This is a genomic window from Paenibacillus campi (assembly GCF_034659835.1).
In the GTDB taxonomy this organism is placed as follows: domain Bacteria; phylum Bacillota; class Bacilli; order Paenibacillales; family Paenibacillaceae; genus Saccharibacillus; species Saccharibacillus campi.
Map to the genome: position 1 here is coordinate 536575 of NZ_JAXSQZ010000003.1, position 17747 is coordinate 554321.

13 protein-coding genes are annotated in these 17747 nt (G+C 46.1%); 3 read left to right on the forward strand and 10 right to left on the reverse strand.

Going from position 1 to position 17747, the window contains the following annotated elements; all coding sequences use genetic code 11:
- Positions 1–230: 230 nt before the first annotated feature.
- Both U1I11_RS10885 and U1I11_RS10890 read right to left on the reverse strand, forming a co-directional pair.
- Positions 231–1298, reverse strand: coding sequence for a cation diffusion facilitator family transporter (locus tag U1I11_RS10885; protein WP_322906129.1), 1068 nt, complete (start codon positions 1296–1298; stop codon positions 231–233).
- A 570-nt stretch (positions 1299–1868) separates the two neighbouring features.
- Positions 1869–2534, reverse strand: coding sequence for a spermidine synthase (locus U1I11_RS10890; RefSeq protein ID WP_322906130.1), 666 nt, complete (start codon positions 2532–2534; stop codon positions 1869–1871).
- A 530-nt stretch (positions 2535–3064) separates the two neighbouring features.
- Between U1I11_RS10890 and U1I11_RS10895 the strand changes: the two genes are divergently transcribed.
- Positions 3065–3895: a ZIP family metal transporter gene (locus U1I11_RS10895; RefSeq protein ID WP_322906131.1), complete on the forward strand. Its 831-nt coding sequence runs from the start codon at positions 3065–3067 to the stop codon at positions 3893–3895.
- 750 nt (positions 3896–4645) lie between these two features.
- Here U1I11_RS10895 and U1I11_RS10900 read toward each other — a convergent pair.
- The 4 genes from U1I11_RS10900 to U1I11_RS10915 form a co-directional block, all read right to left on the reverse strand.
- Entirely contained in the window at positions 4646–5335 is a 690-nt protein-coding gene (locus U1I11_RS10900) for an LrgB family protein (protein WP_322906132.1), read from the reverse strand.
- Between the two features lie 2 nt (positions 5336–5337).
- Complete coding sequence (locus tag U1I11_RS10905) at positions 5338–5943, reverse strand: CidA/LrgA family protein (protein WP_322906133.1); 606 nt, start codon at positions 5941–5943, stop codon at positions 5338–5340.
- A gap of 338 nt (positions 5944–6281) precedes the next feature.
- Positions 6282–7238, reverse strand: a complete 957-nt coding sequence (gene yidC / locus U1I11_RS10910) for a membrane protein insertase YidC (protein ID WP_322906134.1) — start codon at positions 7236–7238, stop codon at positions 6282–6284.
- On the reverse strand, positions 7178–7528 hold the full coding sequence (locus U1I11_RS10915; protein ID WP_322906135.1) for a hypothetical protein: 351 nt from the start codon (positions 7526–7528) through the stop codon (positions 7178–7180). Before U1I11_RS10915 ends, yidC begins: the two co-directional genes overlap by 61 nt.
- A 320-nt stretch (positions 7529–7848) precedes the next feature.
- Here U1I11_RS10915 and U1I11_RS10920 point away from each other — a divergent pair, with 320 nt between their 5' ends.
- Positions 7849–9315 carry a glycoside hydrolase family 1 protein gene (locus tag U1I11_RS10920; protein ID WP_416235614.1) on the forward strand — a complete coding sequence of 489 codons (1467 nt, stop codon included), beginning with the start codon at positions 7849–7851 and terminating at the stop codon, positions 9313–9315.
- A gap of 205 nt (positions 9316–9520) precedes the next feature.
- On the opposite strand, the gene U1I11_RS10925 is transcribed toward U1I11_RS10920, so the two are convergent.
- Positions 9521–10720 carry a TDT family transporter gene (locus tag U1I11_RS10925; protein WP_322906137.1) on the reverse strand — a complete coding sequence of 400 codons (1200 nt, stop codon included), beginning with the start codon at positions 10718–10720 and terminating at the stop codon, positions 9521–9523.
- A gap of 1092 nt (positions 10721–11812) precedes the next feature.
- Positions 11813–14521 carry a glycosyl hydrolase family 95 catalytic domain-containing protein gene (locus tag U1I11_RS10930; RefSeq protein ID WP_322906138.1) on the reverse strand — a complete coding sequence of 903 codons (2709 nt, stop codon included), beginning with the start codon at positions 14519–14521 and terminating at the stop codon, positions 11813–11815.
- A gap of 68 nt (positions 14522–14589) precedes the next feature.
- Between U1I11_RS10930 and U1I11_RS10935 the strand changes: the two genes are divergently transcribed.
- Entirely contained in the window at positions 14590–15540 is a 951-nt protein-coding gene (locus tag U1I11_RS10935; RefSeq protein WP_322906139.1) for an AraC family transcriptional regulator, read from the forward strand.
- A gap of 251 nt (positions 15541–15791) precedes the next feature.
- Here U1I11_RS10935 and rbsB read toward each other — a convergent pair whose 3' ends face one another.
- Both rbsB and rbsC read right to left on the reverse strand, forming a co-directional pair.
- A complete protein-coding gene (gene rbsB / locus U1I11_RS10940) occupies positions 15792–16718 on the reverse strand; it encodes a ribose ABC transporter substrate-binding protein RbsB (protein WP_322906140.1) in 927 nt (308 codons plus the stop codon).
- A gap of 63 nt (positions 16719–16781) precedes the next feature.
- Positions 16782–17747, reverse strand: coding sequence for a ribose ABC transporter permease RbsC (gene rbsC / locus U1I11_RS10945; RefSeq protein WP_322906141.1), 966 nt, complete (start codon positions 17745–17747; stop codon positions 16782–16784).

The window sequence follows — 17747 nt, forward strand, 5'->3', positions numbered from 1 at the left end:
ATCAGATTAGGTAGAGTATAGTTGCCTAAACGGGCAAATTGCTGTTATACAGCCAGCTTAGTTGTACATATTGCGGTTGCACATGTCTTCTATCTACACTCTATGCATTAGATTGAACAAGTTAACTATTGATTTTAATTGAGCACTTACATCTTTATAACTAAAAGCTTGAGCCAACTTCAACATTCAAATTAATATTGGTCAAATTACTATATTGCTCTACAATCCGGTTAATGTTGATTGGTCGTGCAGGCGATATCCGCTGTTTCCAGTTGAATCGTGACATGACCGATACGATACTGTGCTTGCAATAATGTACGTGCTGCCTGCAACACCGCTGTTCCTTGTGCCATATTGTCGATGCGCAGATGACAGCTAAGCAGTGGTAACTCGGATGTGAGTGACCATACATGCAAATCATGCACGCCAAGTACATGCTTGATCTTTTTCAAATCAGACGTCATTTGCGTCGTATCGATATTTACCGGTGTACCTTCCATCAAAATATGAATCGAATCCCGTGTCACTCGATAAGCGCTAAAGAGCACAAGCACTGCTACGATCACACTAGCAATCGGATCAGCCAAATTCCAACCAAACGCCATAATGAGCAAAGCCGCCGCAATCGCGCCGACCGAACCAAGCATATCGCCCATCACATGCAGCAAAGCGCTGCGCATATTCAGATTGTCAGAAGACCCTTCCCCTCGCATTAGCACATACGCAGCAGCAATATTAACGAGCAGCCCGATGACCGCAATAATTAGCATACCTGTACTAGCAACACCCGGCGGATTGCCAAACCGCTGAAAGGCTTCCCAGAAAATATAAAGCGAGATTACCGCCAACGCAATTCCGTTAATAAACGCAGCTAGCACTTCAAAGCGTTTATACCCATACGTTTTGCTAGTGCTCGCCTGCCGTTGTCCCCAAATCATCGCTAGCAAACTAAGCCCCAGCGCCGCCGTATCACTAAGCATATGCCCAGCATCGGACAATAAAGCAAGACTGTTCGTTACAAATCCACCGATAACTTCCACGACCATAAAGCTGGCGATAAGGAAAAAGGCGATAGTGAGTGATTTTTTGTTACTAGTATGGGCGTGAGAATGATTGTGCCCGCCATGACCGTGACTATGTTTGTGGGCGCTTTTGCCAGTGTGCTGGTGAGGATGGTCATGGGAGTGGTCGTGATCATGGAAATGCTCATGATCATGCGTCGATGTGGAGGATGGAGTTGGACTGGTGTTGGAGGATGGCTCATTAGAGTAGGTTGTATTTTGGGTATTAGATGGCATAGGATCAGCTCCTTTGTATAGGTTTTTTTATTTTCATTTTAATATATGAGCAATTGTTCATGTGTTTATTATAGGAGTTGTTGATAAGGATGGCAAGTGTGATTGGGTGAATAGGCAGCTATTTCGTTGAGAGAAATTATAATAAATGTATGAATAAGCCCAATGTAAATTAACTTAACTATAGCTAGCTTATGGAGAGTAACTATGTATTGTTTTGAATTACTTATATCCGATCAAAATGTATTAAACTCCTAATGGTTAGGATGAGTACGCTACTAATTACATAATTTTATACTTATCTTGAACTATAGTGGCTACCAAGTGACCAGAAAGATTTCAATCCACACTCCCGCACAGGGAGTGACTGTATCCCCTCTCAACCGTTGCGCATTAACAAAAAATGAATCTGAAGCACAAATTTCCCTTCTAGCCTATTCAAAATACACTCAAAAACAACAAAAACCCCCGCCCCCTTACTAGGCGCAGGGCACGAACCTCCCAAGGATTGGATATAAGCTTGGGCGGTTCGCGCTATAATCCAGAAAAGAAATACTCTTTTGTAGCTCCACCTTATCTCCGCGAAGCAACATAAATCACATCATCTGCAAGCCGATCCGGCTGCTTTACGCCGATCATCTGTACATGATCAAATACAGTTTCTAATCGCGCCTGAAACTCCATTGAAGGGGCAGCACTCCAAAACGAGACGATTCCACCCTCATACAAACGGTCATGTAACAGTTCCAGCCCATTACACTCATACAGTCTATCATTTGAAGTAAATACCGTCCAGTCTGGGCCATTATCGATATCCAGACAGATCACATCAAACATTGCCGTCGTCTGCGGTAGCCATTCCAGCAGATCGGCATGAATGATGTTCGTTTTGGGATCGGCAAGCGCATTGCCGGAAAATGGAGCGAGCTCCCGACGATTCCAGGCGATGATGCGCTCCTCAATCTCAATCACGGTAACTGCCGCAACGAGCGGATGGCGCACAGCGGCACCAAGCGAATAACCGACTCCGAGCCCACCGATCAATACGCTGCAATGTTGTTTGCCGCACGCGTCGACAGGCGTATCGACGAGCAAGCGCTCGGATTCGCCATTGTATGTAGCCATCAGAAAAGTACCATTACTAATAATTTCATAATCGTTATGACGGCGCTGCAACTTCAATTCTCCACGCACAGTTGTACAACGTTCAATCGTTTCCGCTTGATTCAGATGCAACATATTCCCACCTCATCTATTCATTGGAATCGTTATTGGATGTATTGTAGCCGAACTGAAGCGTGGATTCAATATGTAGGCGGAGCGTTATTTGCACAGTTGGCTTCAGCAGCAGAGTAAATTGAATCGACGTGCCACTGACAACAGAAATAAAATGGATCGAACTTACAAATGAATCATCTGATAAAGCTTAACACCTATAGTCTATTTAAATTTTCGTCTCAGCAATACACAATGTTTTCAGATGACAATATGCAGTGTAATGGGTATGGAGGTTTTATTTTACATATTTATTTGCTAATGTTTAAAATGCAAACGTTATGTAGCAAGCAACCGCATGCGAAGATGCGTGCGATTATAAAAGAAACTAAGCTGCAAACTAAACGCACGCAACAGAAGATACAGTATGCCCCCATCTATCGGATGACAACTTCTACTAACTTCATCCCAAATGAGAGCCCTATCACCAAGCTCAGACTTATCCGTTCTTTAACAATCGCTTTTAGTTCAATGACAGGAGTGTGAACGTACATATGGTCGAATTCCTTACCGGTATGCCACCGATGTGGCAAGCTTTTCTAGCTACTTTGTTCACATGGGGCATGACAGCGCTCGGTGCTGCACTCGTCTTCACCTCGAAAAAGCTTAATCAAAAAGTGTTTGACAGTATGCTTGGCTTTGCCGGTGGTGTGATGATTGCTGCCAGTTTCTGGTCGCTGATCGCGCCGGCGCTGGAAATGGCGGAGCAAAACAGTACGTTACCTGGCTGGATTCCAGCGGCAATCGGTTTTATGCTCGGTGGGTTATTTTTGTGGGGCGCGGATAAAGTCATTCCTCACCTCCATCCTACACTGCATCCAACTACCGATGGTCATGCACCGGAAGGGATGGGCACACGCAACAGACGACGCAGCACATTGCTCGTATTTGCGATTACATTACATAATATACCGGAAGGGCTGGCAGTTGGCGTCGCTTTTGGTGCCGTCGCCAACGGTACATCAGGTCAATCATTAGCTGCTGCCATTGCGCTAGCAATTGGCATCGGGATTCAGAACTTTCCAGAAGGGCTTGCCGTATCGATGCCACTGCGCGGGGAAGGGATGAGCCGGCGTAAAGCGTTTTTCTATGGTCAATTATCCGGTATGGTAGAGCCGATTGCAGCGGTCATCGGTGTACTTACCGTAACGCTCGTTACGCCGCTGTTGCCATATGCGCTTTGTTTTGCCGCTGGTGCGATGATTTTTGTCGTGGCAGAGGAAGTTATTCCCGGTTCGCAGGAAAATGGGAATAAAGATTTAGCTTCGATGAGTCTGATGATCGGGTTTACGGTGATGATGGTGCTGGATGTGGCGCTCGGTTGATCCGTGTAGATGAAGCTAGTACTTTGACCGAGATGAATTGGAGTGTTGAAGCTATTTTAAGGTCGTATTGATCACGATTTCAGTACACAGTCCAAATTAACATTGAACTTGGTCAGAGTACTGCTACAAATAAGGACATAAAATGGATTCAAAGCAAATATTGAAAGCAGTCAAGGTACTAATAGCTTGTCTCCAATAAATTAACGGTATGCCTAGTTCATAATTGCTTGACAATGAACACGTTTAGGTAGGTGCGAACCTGATTTTATTTGAGACAGCGTACTAATGGTCTGTCTCAAATGGAAATTGTGTTTAAACGTACCTTAACCGATTCATCATCAAGCAATGGTTAGATCGACAAACCGTAAATGTATTTGATGCAAGCTACTAATAGGCTGACCGAGCTAAATATGGAGTTTAATGTCATCCAAAAAGCTTACTTCCCCATACCTAATAGCCTTTGGCATCGTCTCCCACATGGGACGGCGCCGAAGGCTATTACTTTGACTACTTTAAATATTTATTTTGAATTCGCCTGTATGTCGTTATAAATGGTGAAGACACGCTTAGCTTATTTCAAATAAATGATAATGTGTTGATCGAATTATCGCTTGATCTTAAATACGCTCATTTACGTTCAAACTTGGTTTCCACTTAGGACAGCCTATTATTCGGTCTCACTTTAATTGATCGTATGCGTATCTCATTTCATAGTTAAGCTGAACACAGCTTAGCACCTTCAATCGATAATTAATGAAACACCAGCCACACAACTAGCGGCGCAATGACCGATGCTACAATCGCACTAATCGTCATCGCGATCGAGCTAAGCGATGACGCGCGTTCACCGATTTCTAGCGCTTTTGCCGTTCCGAGTGCATGGCTGGCGCTGCCCAGTGCGATGCCGCTGCCGATTACATGGTGAATGCGGAACCATTTGAGTACTGATAAGCCTACAACAGCACCGGTAAAGCCTGCAATCATTACAAATACCGAAGTCAGCGAGGAGTCGCCGCCGAGATGATTGACGATCTGAATCGCTACCGGTGTGGTGACCGATTTGGGTACGACTGACAAAATAAACGGACGGCTAAACCCAAGCATAAGCGCCAGCAACATCCCGCTTAGCATACCGGCAAACACACCAGCGAGCGAACCGCCCACGATCGGTAGCCAGTTGGCGAGTAACTGCTGACGCTGTTTGTACAGCGGATAAGCGAGCGCAACGACCGCCGGGCCGAGCAATTGATTGATCCATTGTCCGCCGATCATATACGTCGAATACGGAATATGCAGTGCGAGCAATACAATTACAATTGCCGCTGTCGCTGTTAATGCAGGCATTAGAACAGGTAGCCGATAACGCTTATACAAAATCGCCATCAGCGCATACATGAATACCGTACCTACCACGATCACGATTGCTAATAGGATCGTCATAGCTATGTTCCCTTCTTTCCGTATAATGTGGATGTGCTGTTGTGATGGGTGTGCGAGGTGGACGATGTTTGTGAAGGCATTGCGGTTGGCGCATTCGTCACGCTCACTTTACCTTTCGTCTCGCTCACTTTGCTATCGTCTGAATCGGTCTGTTCGATCGGATTAGCACTGCTGTGCGTATTACCCGCCCCAGTTGTCTGTTGCTGCGTTTCTGCTTCTGTCCACGCGTGCTGTCCACGGCGATGACCGCTCTGCTGACCGCGCTCGCTCCATTTTGCCAGCGACTGACTGATATGACCAGCTACGATAATCGTAATGATCGTACTCGCAATAATGACCGCTACGAGCAGCAACCCTTTGCCTGCAAACAGATCAAGATGATTCATAACACCAACCGTCGCCGGCACGAAAAATAACGGCAAATAAAACAAAATCGTCTTACTGCCCGTTTCAATCCATGTAACCGGCACGATCCGACAGACTAGCAGCACAAACAGCAACAGTAGCCCGATAATGCTGCCGGGAATCGACAAATGCAGCCATTGCTGAATCGCTCCGCCTAGCCACGCAAATGCATATAATAGCGCGATTTGGATCATTATTTTCATAAACTTCATTGCCTCATGTCCCTTCCATCCTGTCTCATCATTGCTCTCTATTGGCTGTCCTTATGCATATGTATATATAGCTTAACAGATTTTGCGCATCAGCCATATACGAGCGATACATTGATAACGCTTACGTGTTACAAAATATTGTCGGTCGATGTGTGTATGTTATGATACGCGTCGGCTGTATAGCTAACGTTAGTTGTGGCACTCCAATACAGATTGATCCAGCAAAACATAGCAAAAGCCGCCCTGCTCCATATGGAATCAAGGCGGCTTAAAAAGGATAAAACATTTTATAGCTTGCAACTGTCATCCTACACTTACACGTTCACCATTTACGCCTTATCTGAACGGAGTGGCTTGACAGATGCAGTCGGATTCGACTTACGCTTTTTGGATGACTTAGACGGTTGTTTTGGCGTATTTTGGGCAGCATCCGCTTCCACCGTCGCCAACACTTCCGCCTCAATCGCCTTGGCTTCCTCCACTACAGGAGCGGAATCTACCGGATACATGCGCTGGAACAGCAGCGTTTGCAAAATAAGGAATATGCCGCTGACCATCCAGTACAGCGGCATCGCTGCCGGTGCGCTAAACGAGAAAAACGCCATCATCAACGGCGAAATATACGCCATCAGCGCCATTTGCTTTTGCTGCTCTGGTGTCATCGTTTTTTGCGATAACTTTGCCTGTACAAGGTACAATAAAGCAACGATAATCGCCATGATCCAGTCCGGATGGCCGAGCTTGAACCAGAGAAACGAGTGCGTAGACAGCTCTGGCGTCAACCGAATTGCCGTATACATGCCCGACAAAATCGGCAACTGAATTACAATCGGCAGGCAGCCGATATTGAGCGGGTTAAACTTATGCTTTTTGTACAGCTCCATCATTTCCTGCTGCATGTTCTGCTGATCTGCGCGTTCTTTTTTGTTTTCGTATCGTTTTTTCAGCTCATCGAGTTCAGGCTGCATGCGGCTCATAATTCGTTTCATCGCCTGCTGTGATTTGGACTGTCGCATCATTAACGGCAATAGCGCAACCCGCACGATCAGCGTTAGCACAATGATCGCCATCCCGTAACTGCCACCGAACCAACCGGCAATATGCTGCATGCTGTAAGACAGCGGATAAACGACATAATGATTAAAAAAGCCTGGTGTGCCTGCATCAATTTCGGTCACATTGTTACCACAGCCTGCAAGCAACATCATCAATAGCATGACGAGCATTAGCCCGTAAATGCGACCTCTTTTTGCTGTAATTGCAGTGAATCCCTTAAATACGTCCATATTGTTCCTCCTCGTTGATGTATAGAACTCGTTGCCATCAACGGAGAGCAGCAGTCCGAGCCATCATCATCGGGCGCTTCTTTGCGGCGTATCATTCGGGATAGACGAAGCGGTGCCGGATGACTCGTAATCGAAACGATAAGCGGAAATACGATATGCGCTTGGATGCGATTGCCAATCAGCCAAAAACGTGCCACATCACAATACAACCGCAACATGAGCGAGCATGTGAGCACGACGATGAGCATAATCGACAGCACATAAGGCAGCCAATCTTGAATATCCTCCACGGGATTCACCTCCTGTTCCGTAGCTTATTTATGAATATATCGAGTATATCATTTTCTACACATGAAGTAGAAGACAATTTTCGACAACAGTAGCGGCAATCTTGTGAACGAGCGACATATTATGCGCAAAACTTGAAAACGCTTTTAGCATCGTATACAATATAATGAGCAACAACAACATATCAGAGGATTGTTACTGGTGATGCAGGCAAAACCTAAATTGGCAACAAAACCGGCATATCGATGCTGCTTTTGTTCCGGTTTAGGTTTTTTTTCGTTTCATCGGTCATTCCTTTATCCATCTTACACAGAAAGAGGTTATGCAGATGGCACCAACAGGATTTCCGACAAACTTTCTCTGGGGCGGCGCTACGGCAGCGAACCAGCTGGAAGGCGGTTACAACGAAGGCGGCAAAGGCTTGTCCAGCGCGGACATGATCGCTTACATCCCCAAAGCTGAACGTAGCCAAGAGCTTTCGCATGCGATGGAAATTACATCTGAACGGATCGAAAGCATTTTGAGCGGCGAGTTCGAGGCACGTTTTCCGAAGCGTGATGGGATTGATTTTTATCATCGTTATAAAGAAGATATCGCTCTGTTCGCTGAGCTTGGCTTTAAAGTGTTCCGGTTGTCGATCCACTGGTCACGCATTTTCCCGAACGGTTATGATGAGCAGCCGAACGAAGCAGGCTTGCAATTTTATGACAATGTGTTTGATGAGCTGCTCAAGCATGGTATTCAGCCGCTCGTAACGCTGTCTCACTACGAAACACCGCTCGGTTTGACACAAAAGTACAATGGCTGGGTCGACCGTGAAGTCGTTGGACATTTTGCCCGTTATGCGGAAACGGTATTCAAACGTTATAAACATAAAGTCAAATACTGGCTCACTTTTAACGAAATTAACGTCATTACGATTAGCGCCTTCACTGGTGGCGGCGTTGTGGTTGACCGTCTGGACAATAAGCTGCAAGGCATGTACCAGGCGCTGCACCATCAGTTTGTTGCTAGCTCTATTGCTACGAAGCTCTGTCATGAAATTATTCCAGATGCGCAAATAGGCTGTATGTTGGCACGGATGGAAACGTATCCGAATAGCTGTAATCCGGAAGATATTCGCAAAGCACAGCTGTCCAACCAGATGAATCTGTTTTTTACCGATGTGCATGCACGCGGCGAATATCCGAAATTTATGGAGCGTTATTTTGCAGAAAACAACATCGTGCTGCATAAAGAAGCAGGTGACGATGAGCTGCTGAAACAGTATACTGTTGATTACATTTCGTTTAGCTACTATATGACGATTACCGTTGCTGAAACTCCGACAGGTGAAGCAGGGGTCGGCAATCTTGTCGCTGGCAGTGTCGTGAACCCGTATTTGGAATCGTCCGATTGGGGCTGGCAAATCGATCCGATCGGTTTGCGTGTCACATTAAATACGCTGTATGATCGTTACCAGAAACCGCTGTTTATCGTGGAAAATGGTCTGGGCGCATATGATAAAGTGGAAGCGGATGGCTCGATTCATGATCCGTATCGCATCGAATATTTGCGCAAACATATCGAGCAGATGAAAGAAGCGGTTCGTGACGGAGTTGATCTGATGGGCTACACTGCATGGGGTCCAATCGATCTGGTGAGTATGTCCACATCTGAAATGTCAAAGCGATATGGCTTTATTTATGTCGACCAAGACGATGATGGCAACGGTACACTCGCTCGTTCGAAAAAGGATTCGTTTCACTGGTACAAAAAGGTGATCGCTTCGAACGGCGAACAGCTGTAATCGTACATCGTTCGCTGTCTGTATTCATTTATTTCATCAACCATCCGAAACAGGCGACAGCTCCGGTATATCCGGTACTGTCGCCTGTTATCGTTAGGTGAGCGGGTGATTTGATATCATTCGCTGCGTATCTAATATCATTTCGTGCGTGTTGGCATCATCTGATTCGTATTCGTATCGTTTGCCTTATACGCCATCCATTGTATCATTTGTGCAAGCTATGCCGTTCATTAGTAGTAAATGGCACATTGGTATCACTGGAATGAGTAACATCGCGATTATGATGATCGTCATCGTCTCTATGTTCTCGATTGCGCTCGTCTGCGCCTGTAATCGGAACGATACGCTGCATAACCGATTTATGAATCCATAGCATAAGTTCGATCACTAGCAATATCGCAATGACCCATGCTCCTATATTTAAAACAAGACGGTGCAATAACTGGGTAAACGGCATCGCCGCCGCAGCCTGAGCTGTATGCAATGTAAGAAAATAAAACATCCCTAGCGTAAACAATCGTGTCCACTGCGCTGTATGATAACGCCCTACACCGCTGCGCCAACCGTGCTGGCGCATACGTTTTGCTCCGTAAATTGCTTCGATACTTTCGATACCGATTAATAGCATCAATGCAGCCCACCATAACGCATACGCAACACTTTCACTCCATGCCCCAGTTAAGCTAATCGCCGCCCCGCTGATCGCCAGCGCTCCGTATACGATGCAATTCGTCGCTTTCCATGTCTCCATTCCCCATGCGGAGGAACGACCTCTGCGCTGAATCATAATGATGATCCCGACGACATAACATAATAACCCTAACATAATAAAGCTGCGCGTAAACCATACATTAACCGATAGCGCAAACACCTCATGACAGAGCAATACGATCGATTGCGTAGCGACCGCTGGCAGCAAAATCGTACCGTCAATGCGTGGCGCTTGTGCATCGGTTGCTAATCCATACCAGCCGATGACAGCCAGACACATATAAAATAACCATAGTCCAATATTAAGGGTCGCCATAATATGAACGGTTTCATTTAGCCAGTCCGAATTAAAGCTGGCATACAAATTAATAAGCACGGTCGATGTGCCTGCTACCCACGTTCCGACCGCAAAGCGCTGCACCGGATTAGCAATATGATCCCGGTAAAAAGTGGAGCGACGAATGGAAGGTAAATAACTGGCAAGCAAATACAACCATGCGAGCACGATGCCAATCATCAGCACGCGCGAGGCGACGCTATATGGAGGCTGACCGGATAAATAAACCCAGCTTCCTTGCATAAAAATGCCCAGCGCCATGACCATGCTGCCTGCTGCGGTAGGGGCGGCAGGCAGTTTTTTGCCAAGTGCAATCAACACGATAATGATGCAGCTAAGCAATAAAATCATAAACATAATTTTCTATCTCCTTTATTATTCAACAGACACTTCTCCTTACAAACGGTAGCCGTTGCGGTTAAAACGGGTATTGCACGACGACAACCACATTTTCGAGCGCCTTGCGTACCTGTTAGCGATTCGGTAACGACACCATCGAGTTTGTTCCTATCTTCCAGTACAAGGTCACGTTACACAAGTGATGTTACAATTTTATCATCGTTGACGGCAATATAACAGCTATATCCGGCAGAACAACTATTACAGATGCTGTACACCCAGCGATCTGCCTTGTCCTGGCTGTAACAGTCATATCCGTTCCGTTCTTGTTGCCAGCTTATACGTTCACCTCTGGATCGGTATAGACAGATAGGATTACAAACTTTAACGCCGTTTGTCCGAACGATTGTACAAGCTATGCGCCGGCGGCTGACTTGTAAGCGCTAGTGGACAGCGTTAAAACGGTGTTGGATATCATCATTCGCTTCCGTGTCAAAGGGCGTTATCCAGTGTGCTGCCTGCACCTATGCACGCACGGTTAGTTCGCTTATTTACTAGTAGGCTGACCGCATTAAATAAGTAGTTTGATATTGCAGAGCAGCGATGTTCTGAGGCTACAATTCCAGTGTTTCTTTCATAAGACGTAGTCAATCAGACACCGAATTTAAGCTGGTCAGCCTACTAGTAGATTGTCTCAAATACATTTACAGTTTGTCGATCTAACCATTGCTTGATGATGAATCGGTTAAGGTACGTTCAAACACAATTTTCATTTGAGACATCCTACTAGGCAGTGTCTTCAAACCTTCCGCGTGGTCATTTTATTATTCAAGTGGGTCGCGTTTTAAGTGAGTTAAGCTGCGTATACAAGCGTAATCTAATAAAAAAAACGCAGCGAACTGCCTGCGAAGCCGTTTGCAGACACGCCCTAGTTTGGATACAGGTTCGATCGTATCCAGCCAAAGCGAGTGCTCTGTCATTTCGGCGCAGTCTGACACGATTAACATTGCGTTTATAAGCTATTACCCTGTTTGTAGGTTATGTATGCCTAAACATAAAACACATCCATCTGCTTAGGCGGTAATATAATCTTCACTACCTCGACAACGATCAACTGCACTTGAAAATAACGTTCACTTCACGCTCCGCCTGCAATTGCACACTTATATACTTTCTCATCCCGCTGTTTTGTACAGGCACATCTACGCCATCAATCGAAGCGGTTAGCCACGGTATGCCTGCGCTCAGTTTAAGTGTATTTTCAGCAAGGAGCGCATATAAACGCACCTGAATGAAACCGGAGTCGATATTCCATACTAATTCATTCACTCTTATTTGCGAACGTGCCATCAGTCCGTTAATGCTGCCTGATGTCCAATCGGGAATAAGAGCTGGCAGTACTTCAATCTCGCCTGTATTGGAATAGAGCAATGCTTCATGAATTGCCGCCACCACACCAAAAGCGGTGTCTGTACAATAACAATGATTGCGGCGATTCGTATCGTGATCGGTCATTAGTGAAGTGTAATAACCGTCGCCAGTCATCATCGGCAGTAAAGCTTGCTGGACGCCTGCGCCATTTTTTAGCCGTGCATGTACAAGTGCTTTATGCATCCAGCCATGCCCTGCTGTAGCGTCTGCGGTGTTAAAGCGGTCACGGTTTTGCAGTGCGATCGTGGCAGCTGTGGCAAGTTCGGGATCGGTCTGTGTGTCATAAGCAGGCCATGCGGCATATAGATGGCTAAGATGACGATGATTGTTATTTTCGAGATAATTGGGCATCGCCCATTCGCATAATGCACCGTCTGTATCATACGTATAGACTGGTAGCTGGACGAGCAATTGTTGCCATTTTGCTATAGCCTGTTCATAACCTGGACGTTTCAGTGCTGTTTCCGCCTGTATGATCATCTGTAAGCCGTCGCGTGCTGCTGCAATATCCATCGTGACATTGGCGGTAATCGTACTGTTGTATCCGATCGGGTAATTTTCAGGCGAATACGCAGGCAAAATAACATAATGTTCACCAGGCTGTAAGCTTGTTTTGCCCGGTTCATAACATACTTGCCCATTTTTATTCGTAAAGTATTCCGGTGTACAAATCTGTTGCCAGAAATTAGCTTGCTTAGTGAGCAGTGGCACCAAAATATGCTGGAGCAGTTTTAATGAACCATGCTCCTTTAACATATGAAATTCCTCATCAGACAGACCATTATTGTCTGGCGATAACAGCGATTGCAGACGATCGATATTCATCTCGTCCACGATCGGCAGCTCCATATCGCCAAAACATTGCCAGTATTCAAACATAGGCAACAAACACCAGCTTGCCCCCGCATTCCAATATTGGAACGGATAGTCATTATCATATTCCACATGCATCGCCCGATCGCCGTCGGAGTTAACACTCACTTGAATCGCATCGTGCATACCGTATGCCATCTCAGCGTTCCGCTGAAAATCCGGTGCATTACGTAGAAAAAAGCAAATATACCCGCGCTGTGCTGCGGTTAGCTGTCCGGTATTCATCGCTGCTACTTGTAAATTCACATTCGCATCAAGTGTGTATATGCCTCGCCAGCCCGGATTCCATTCCCCTGTCCACATGCCATACAAACGGGGAGCACTCGCTCCGCTGCAACAGATCATCGCATAACGCCCTTGATTGTAAACCTGCTCCAAAAAAGCAGGCTCGATGCGGCTCAGCGCAGCTTTCTGCAATTCAATCAATGTTAGATTATCCATCTGTTTGTCAGGCTTATCTTCAGCTAGTGACAACTGTACGGCATTAAATTCAGCTCGCTGCCATGCGCTATGAGTGGCGAGCGCTGCTTCATAATCGAACGAACCGTCTGCCGTTTTATATTGCTGCACGACTTGATCTGTCTGCTTGAATAAATGATCGATCAGTTCATAATGCGAACATGCGGCAAAATGTGCAATCGTGCCCAGCGTATGCGTACGTGCCGATGCCGTAATAAGATATATAGCATCTACATTGTTAATTTCAATAGCAGGGTTTGCTGGCTGTCCTACATTCATCGTCTCACCGGAATCTGGCAGTATGATCGCTCGCTTGGTGCCGTTTACGACTACGACCTGTGTCACGCCTGCATAACCTCCATCACGCAGTTCACTGCCTGGATAGGACGGATAATGTGCAATTTGCGCGATATATCGAGTTTCAGCATCGACTATTTTTTTGTATTGCAGCGCATGCACGTCGGACATTCCACCCTGCGCTCCACTCATATGCGCGATATCATCGATATACAATGTCATATTTAATGGGCTGCCTTGATCGGAATGTTGCAAACGGGTAATCGAAACATTATCCCGCCGGGATGTAAAAGAAGTTCGCATCCATACTCCTTGTTCATTACGATAACGGACACCGGTCTCGGCTGTCTCATAATTCGTCCAGCGTACATAATCCGAAACAGCTCCGCTGTTGACAATGCTTAGACGAAGCTGGTGACCCGGATGATAGCTGTAATAAAATGTTCTGTTGCGGCGTTCACCATTGGCGTGTTTGATCGTCCATCCATCATTGTGCTGCCATACATTTTGTCTTGCTTCTTGCAATTGCGCGGTCAGTTCTGTCGGAATATGCCGCGGGTCTGCGGACGGGAAATTAAACCACATATGCTGAAAAATAAAGCTGTCATAGTAAGGCGAGCCGGATGTAATGTACCCGTTCGTTCCATTTCCACTCACCATGCCATCTCGCCAGGCAGCAGCCGGTTCATGGATGCCGATCTCGGTATAATGAAACGCATGATTTCCTTGGTGATATAGCGGTATTGTCCAATTATTCATCGCATTGTCCTCTTTTCCTAATCGATGCGGATTGCTTATAATTATAAAGGTGAGCAGCCATAGACGATATGACAGAAGCTGACTCGAATGAGATCATTATGTCGCATCATGACAGAGGAGAATGGATGCTAAACTTGCCCCCGCTGCAGCTTGACGATATCGATATGAAGCTAAAGTTAGATGAACTTGTGTTGAATGTATTGTATGTAAAATTCGGTTATTTTTATCAATCAATGCCTAAGCATAGCCATAGCCAGGGCAGTTACGAGCTGCATTATATTCCAAGCGGCAAAGGCATTTTGATTGCTAATGGCATACAGTATACGCTAACACCGGGTACGCTGTTTATGACCGGGCCGGAAGTAGAGCATGAGCAAATTCCTGATCCTGCCGATCCGATGGCGGAATATTGTATCTTTTTTGAAATCATATCCGGTCAAGCTTCGCTTTATGAACGTGATGGCAGCAAAGGCGAACGGTTGTCTCAATGGCTAGTTAACTATCCATTTTGGATCGGTGTGGAGCGGGAAAATATGCTGCTTTTATTCGAACTGCTTGCTCGTGAGGCTGGGCTACGGCAAATTGGCTTTCATGCGATGATAACGAATCTATTGGAGTTGATCATTACGCGTACGATTCGGCAATATCATGAAGATCGTCTGACATCCGCCCCGATCCCGGTCAAAACATTGGACGACAGCAGACTCGTCACGATCGAAAACAGCTTTTTGTATGAATATCATTCCATTACACTCAAACAGCTTGCCGACCGGATCGGCTTAAGCACAAGGCAAACCGAACGAACGGTGTACAAACAGTACGGCATATCCTTCACCGCCAAAAAGCTACAGGCTCGCATGGAAGCTGCCGCACAGTTGCTGGCGACGACAGAGCAAACGATTCGTGATATTGCGAGTGCAATCGGGTTCACTACGCCAGAGCGGTTTAGTCATTCATTTAAACGATATTTTCAACGCTCCCCTTCCCAATATCGCCGTGAACAGGGGCATGACAGTTAAAGCTTCCGATCGATCAGTTGATTGGCGGCATACAGTTGACAATATAATTGGCTTGCTCATCCGGATCGTTTATGTGCACCTTATTCGATTCATGCAGAGTTATTACAGTTGATATATTCATGCAAAAAGCGCCCGAATCATCGGGCGCAATAAGCATACGATAGCAACGAATAGGTGAGAACTATCCAACTATACGAGCAATTGAAATATGAAAAGCGACAATACCGTTTGACCGGAATAGCTTGTGCTGCTTATTTGACATTTTCTTTTGTTATTAAATTAAGCGGTGCCGGAATGAACGATGCAACCTTTTTGCCTTGTAGTACATCACGTGCAGCCTCCACTGCCATTTGACCGATTAGCTTCGGCTGTTGGGCAACGGTAGCGGTCAACTGACCCTGTTTGATCGAATTAATCGCATCTTTGCTTCCGTCAAAGCCAATGACTGGAATATTTTTACCTGCACTTGCAATCGCTTCAATTGCACCAAGTGCCATTTCATCATTTTGCGCAAATACACCCTGCACATTCGGATAAGCTTGCAACAAATTTTCCATCACATTTAATCCTTCGGTACGGTCAAAATCAGCTGACTGGCTAGCGATCACATCCAGCTCACTATCTGCCACTTCGTGGAAGCCTTTGCCACGTTCACGGGTCGCTGATGCGCCTGGTACGCCTTGCAGCTCGATCACTTTGGCGCCTTTGCCGAGTATTTTCACCAGATATTCGGCTGCCATCTGTCCACCTTTGACATTGTTAGATGCTACGAGCGTTTTCACTTCGCCTTTATCGGCAGAGCGATCGAGCGTAATGACTGGAATGTCCAAATTGTTCGCCGCTTGCACAGCCGACGAGATCGCTGCGGAATCAGCCGGATTGATCAGCAGCGCATCGACGCCTTGTTGCAACAGATCGTCCACATCATTGTTCTGTTTGGCAGAGTCATTTTGCGCATCAACGACGATCACTTTCATCCCCAGCTTTTGCGCTTCGGCAGTTACGCCATCTTTTAACGATACGAAAAATGGATTGTTCAGCGTCGAAATCGATAACCCGATCGTCATCTCTCCGGTAGTTGCTTTTTTCGGTTTTGCCCATTCCGGCGGCTTCATCGAGCAGCCTGCCAGCAATAACACAGTCAATATGACCGCTAGTAGCCCATTGATTTTTTTCATACAATTCCCTTCTTTCTGTAAAATCATCTTCATCTTATTACAAAAATAACGAACTGATGACGACTAAGCCGAACGCTTACGGTCGATCAAAACAGCGATAACGATCACGACACCTTTAACGACCATCTGGTAAAAGGACGATACGCCAAGCAAATTCAAGCCATTGTTCAGTGTGGCGATGATCAGCGCACCGATCAGTGTGCCAACGATGCGTCCACGTCCACCGGACAGGCTTGTCCCGCCGAGCACTACCGCAGCGATTGCATCCAGCTCATACGATGTGCCCGCTGTTGGCTGTGCCGAGTTCAAACGCGATGTCAAAATTGCACCTGCGAGCGCGGCAAACATGCCTGCGAGCGAATAAATCCATATTTTAATGCGTGTCACTTTAATACCAGATACGATCGATGCTTTTTCATTGCCGCCGATTGCATACGTTTTGCGTCCAAATGCCGTTTTATGCAAAATGACCCACAAAACCGCAAATGCGATCATCATCGTAATCGCTGGCACTGGAATACCGAAGCAATAGCCGCGTCCAAACAATTGAAATGCCATACTATCGCCCAGTCCAGTGATCGGATTACCACCGGTATAGACAAACGTTAAACCGCGAAATATAGTCATCGTTGCTAGTGTAGCGATAAACGGTGCCATTTTGCCTTTAGTGATCATTAGACCGTTGACCATGCCCATCACCCCACCGGCAAGACAGCCGATCACAATTGCCAGCACTGGGTCCATACCTGACAACATCAAATTCGCCATAAATGCGCTCGATAATGCCAAAATCGAACCGACCGACAGATCGATCCCCCCGGTTAAAATAACAAATGTCATCCCAAAGGCGATCAACGCATTAACCGCCACCTGACGCAGCAAATTCAAAATATTAAGCGGTTCCAAAAATGCCGGATTCAAAATCGATACGATCATAACGAGCATAATAAATCCGAGCAGCGGACCAAGCTTTTGTGTGAATTCGGACAAGGTACGGCTGGCAGATTTCGTTGGTGATGCAGTTTGCAT

Coding starts and splice junctions, on each gene's coding strand:
- U1I11_RS10885 (WP_322906129.1), bottom strand. CDS start 1,298: ATGCCATCTAATACCCAAAATACAACCTACTCTAATGAGCCATCCTCC.
- U1I11_RS10890 (WP_322906130.1), bottom strand. CDS start 2,534: ATGTTGCATCTGAATCAAGCGGAAACGATTGAACGTTGTACAACTGTG.
- U1I11_RS10895 (WP_322906131.1), top strand. CDS start 3,065: ATGGTCGAATTCCTTACCGGTATGCCACCGATGTGGCAAGCTTTTCTA.
- U1I11_RS10900 (WP_322906132.1), bottom strand. CDS start 5,335: ATGACGATCCTATTAGCAATCGTGATCGTGGTAGGTACGGTATTCATG.
- U1I11_RS10905 (WP_322906133.1), bottom strand. CDS start 5,943: ATGAAAATAATGATCCAAATCGCGCTATTATATGCATTTGCGTGGCTA.
- yidC (WP_322906134.1), bottom strand. CDS start 7,238: ATGGACGTATTTAAGGGATTCACTGCAATTACAGCAAAAAGAGGTCGC.
- U1I11_RS10920 (WP_416235614.1), top strand. CDS start 7,849: ATGCAGATGGCACCAACAGGATTTCCGACAAACTTTCTCTGGGGCGGC.
- U1I11_RS10925 (WP_322906137.1), bottom strand. CDS start 10,720: ATGTTTATGATTTTATTGCTTAGCTGCATCATTATCGTGTTGATTGCA.
- U1I11_RS10930 (WP_322906138.1), bottom strand. CDS start 14,521: ATGAATAATTGGACAATACCGCTATATCACCAAGGAAATCATGCGTTT.
- U1I11_RS10935 (WP_322906139.1), top strand. CDS start 14,590: ATGACAGAAGCTGACTCGAATGAGATCATTATGTCGCATCATGACAGA.
- rbsB (WP_322906140.1), bottom strand. CDS start 16,718: ATGAAAAAAATCAATGGGCTACTAGCGGTCATATTGACTGTGTTATTG.
- rbsC (WP_322906141.1), bottom strand. CDS start 17,747: ATGCAAACTGCATCACCAACGAAATCTGCCAGCCGTACCTTGTCCGAA.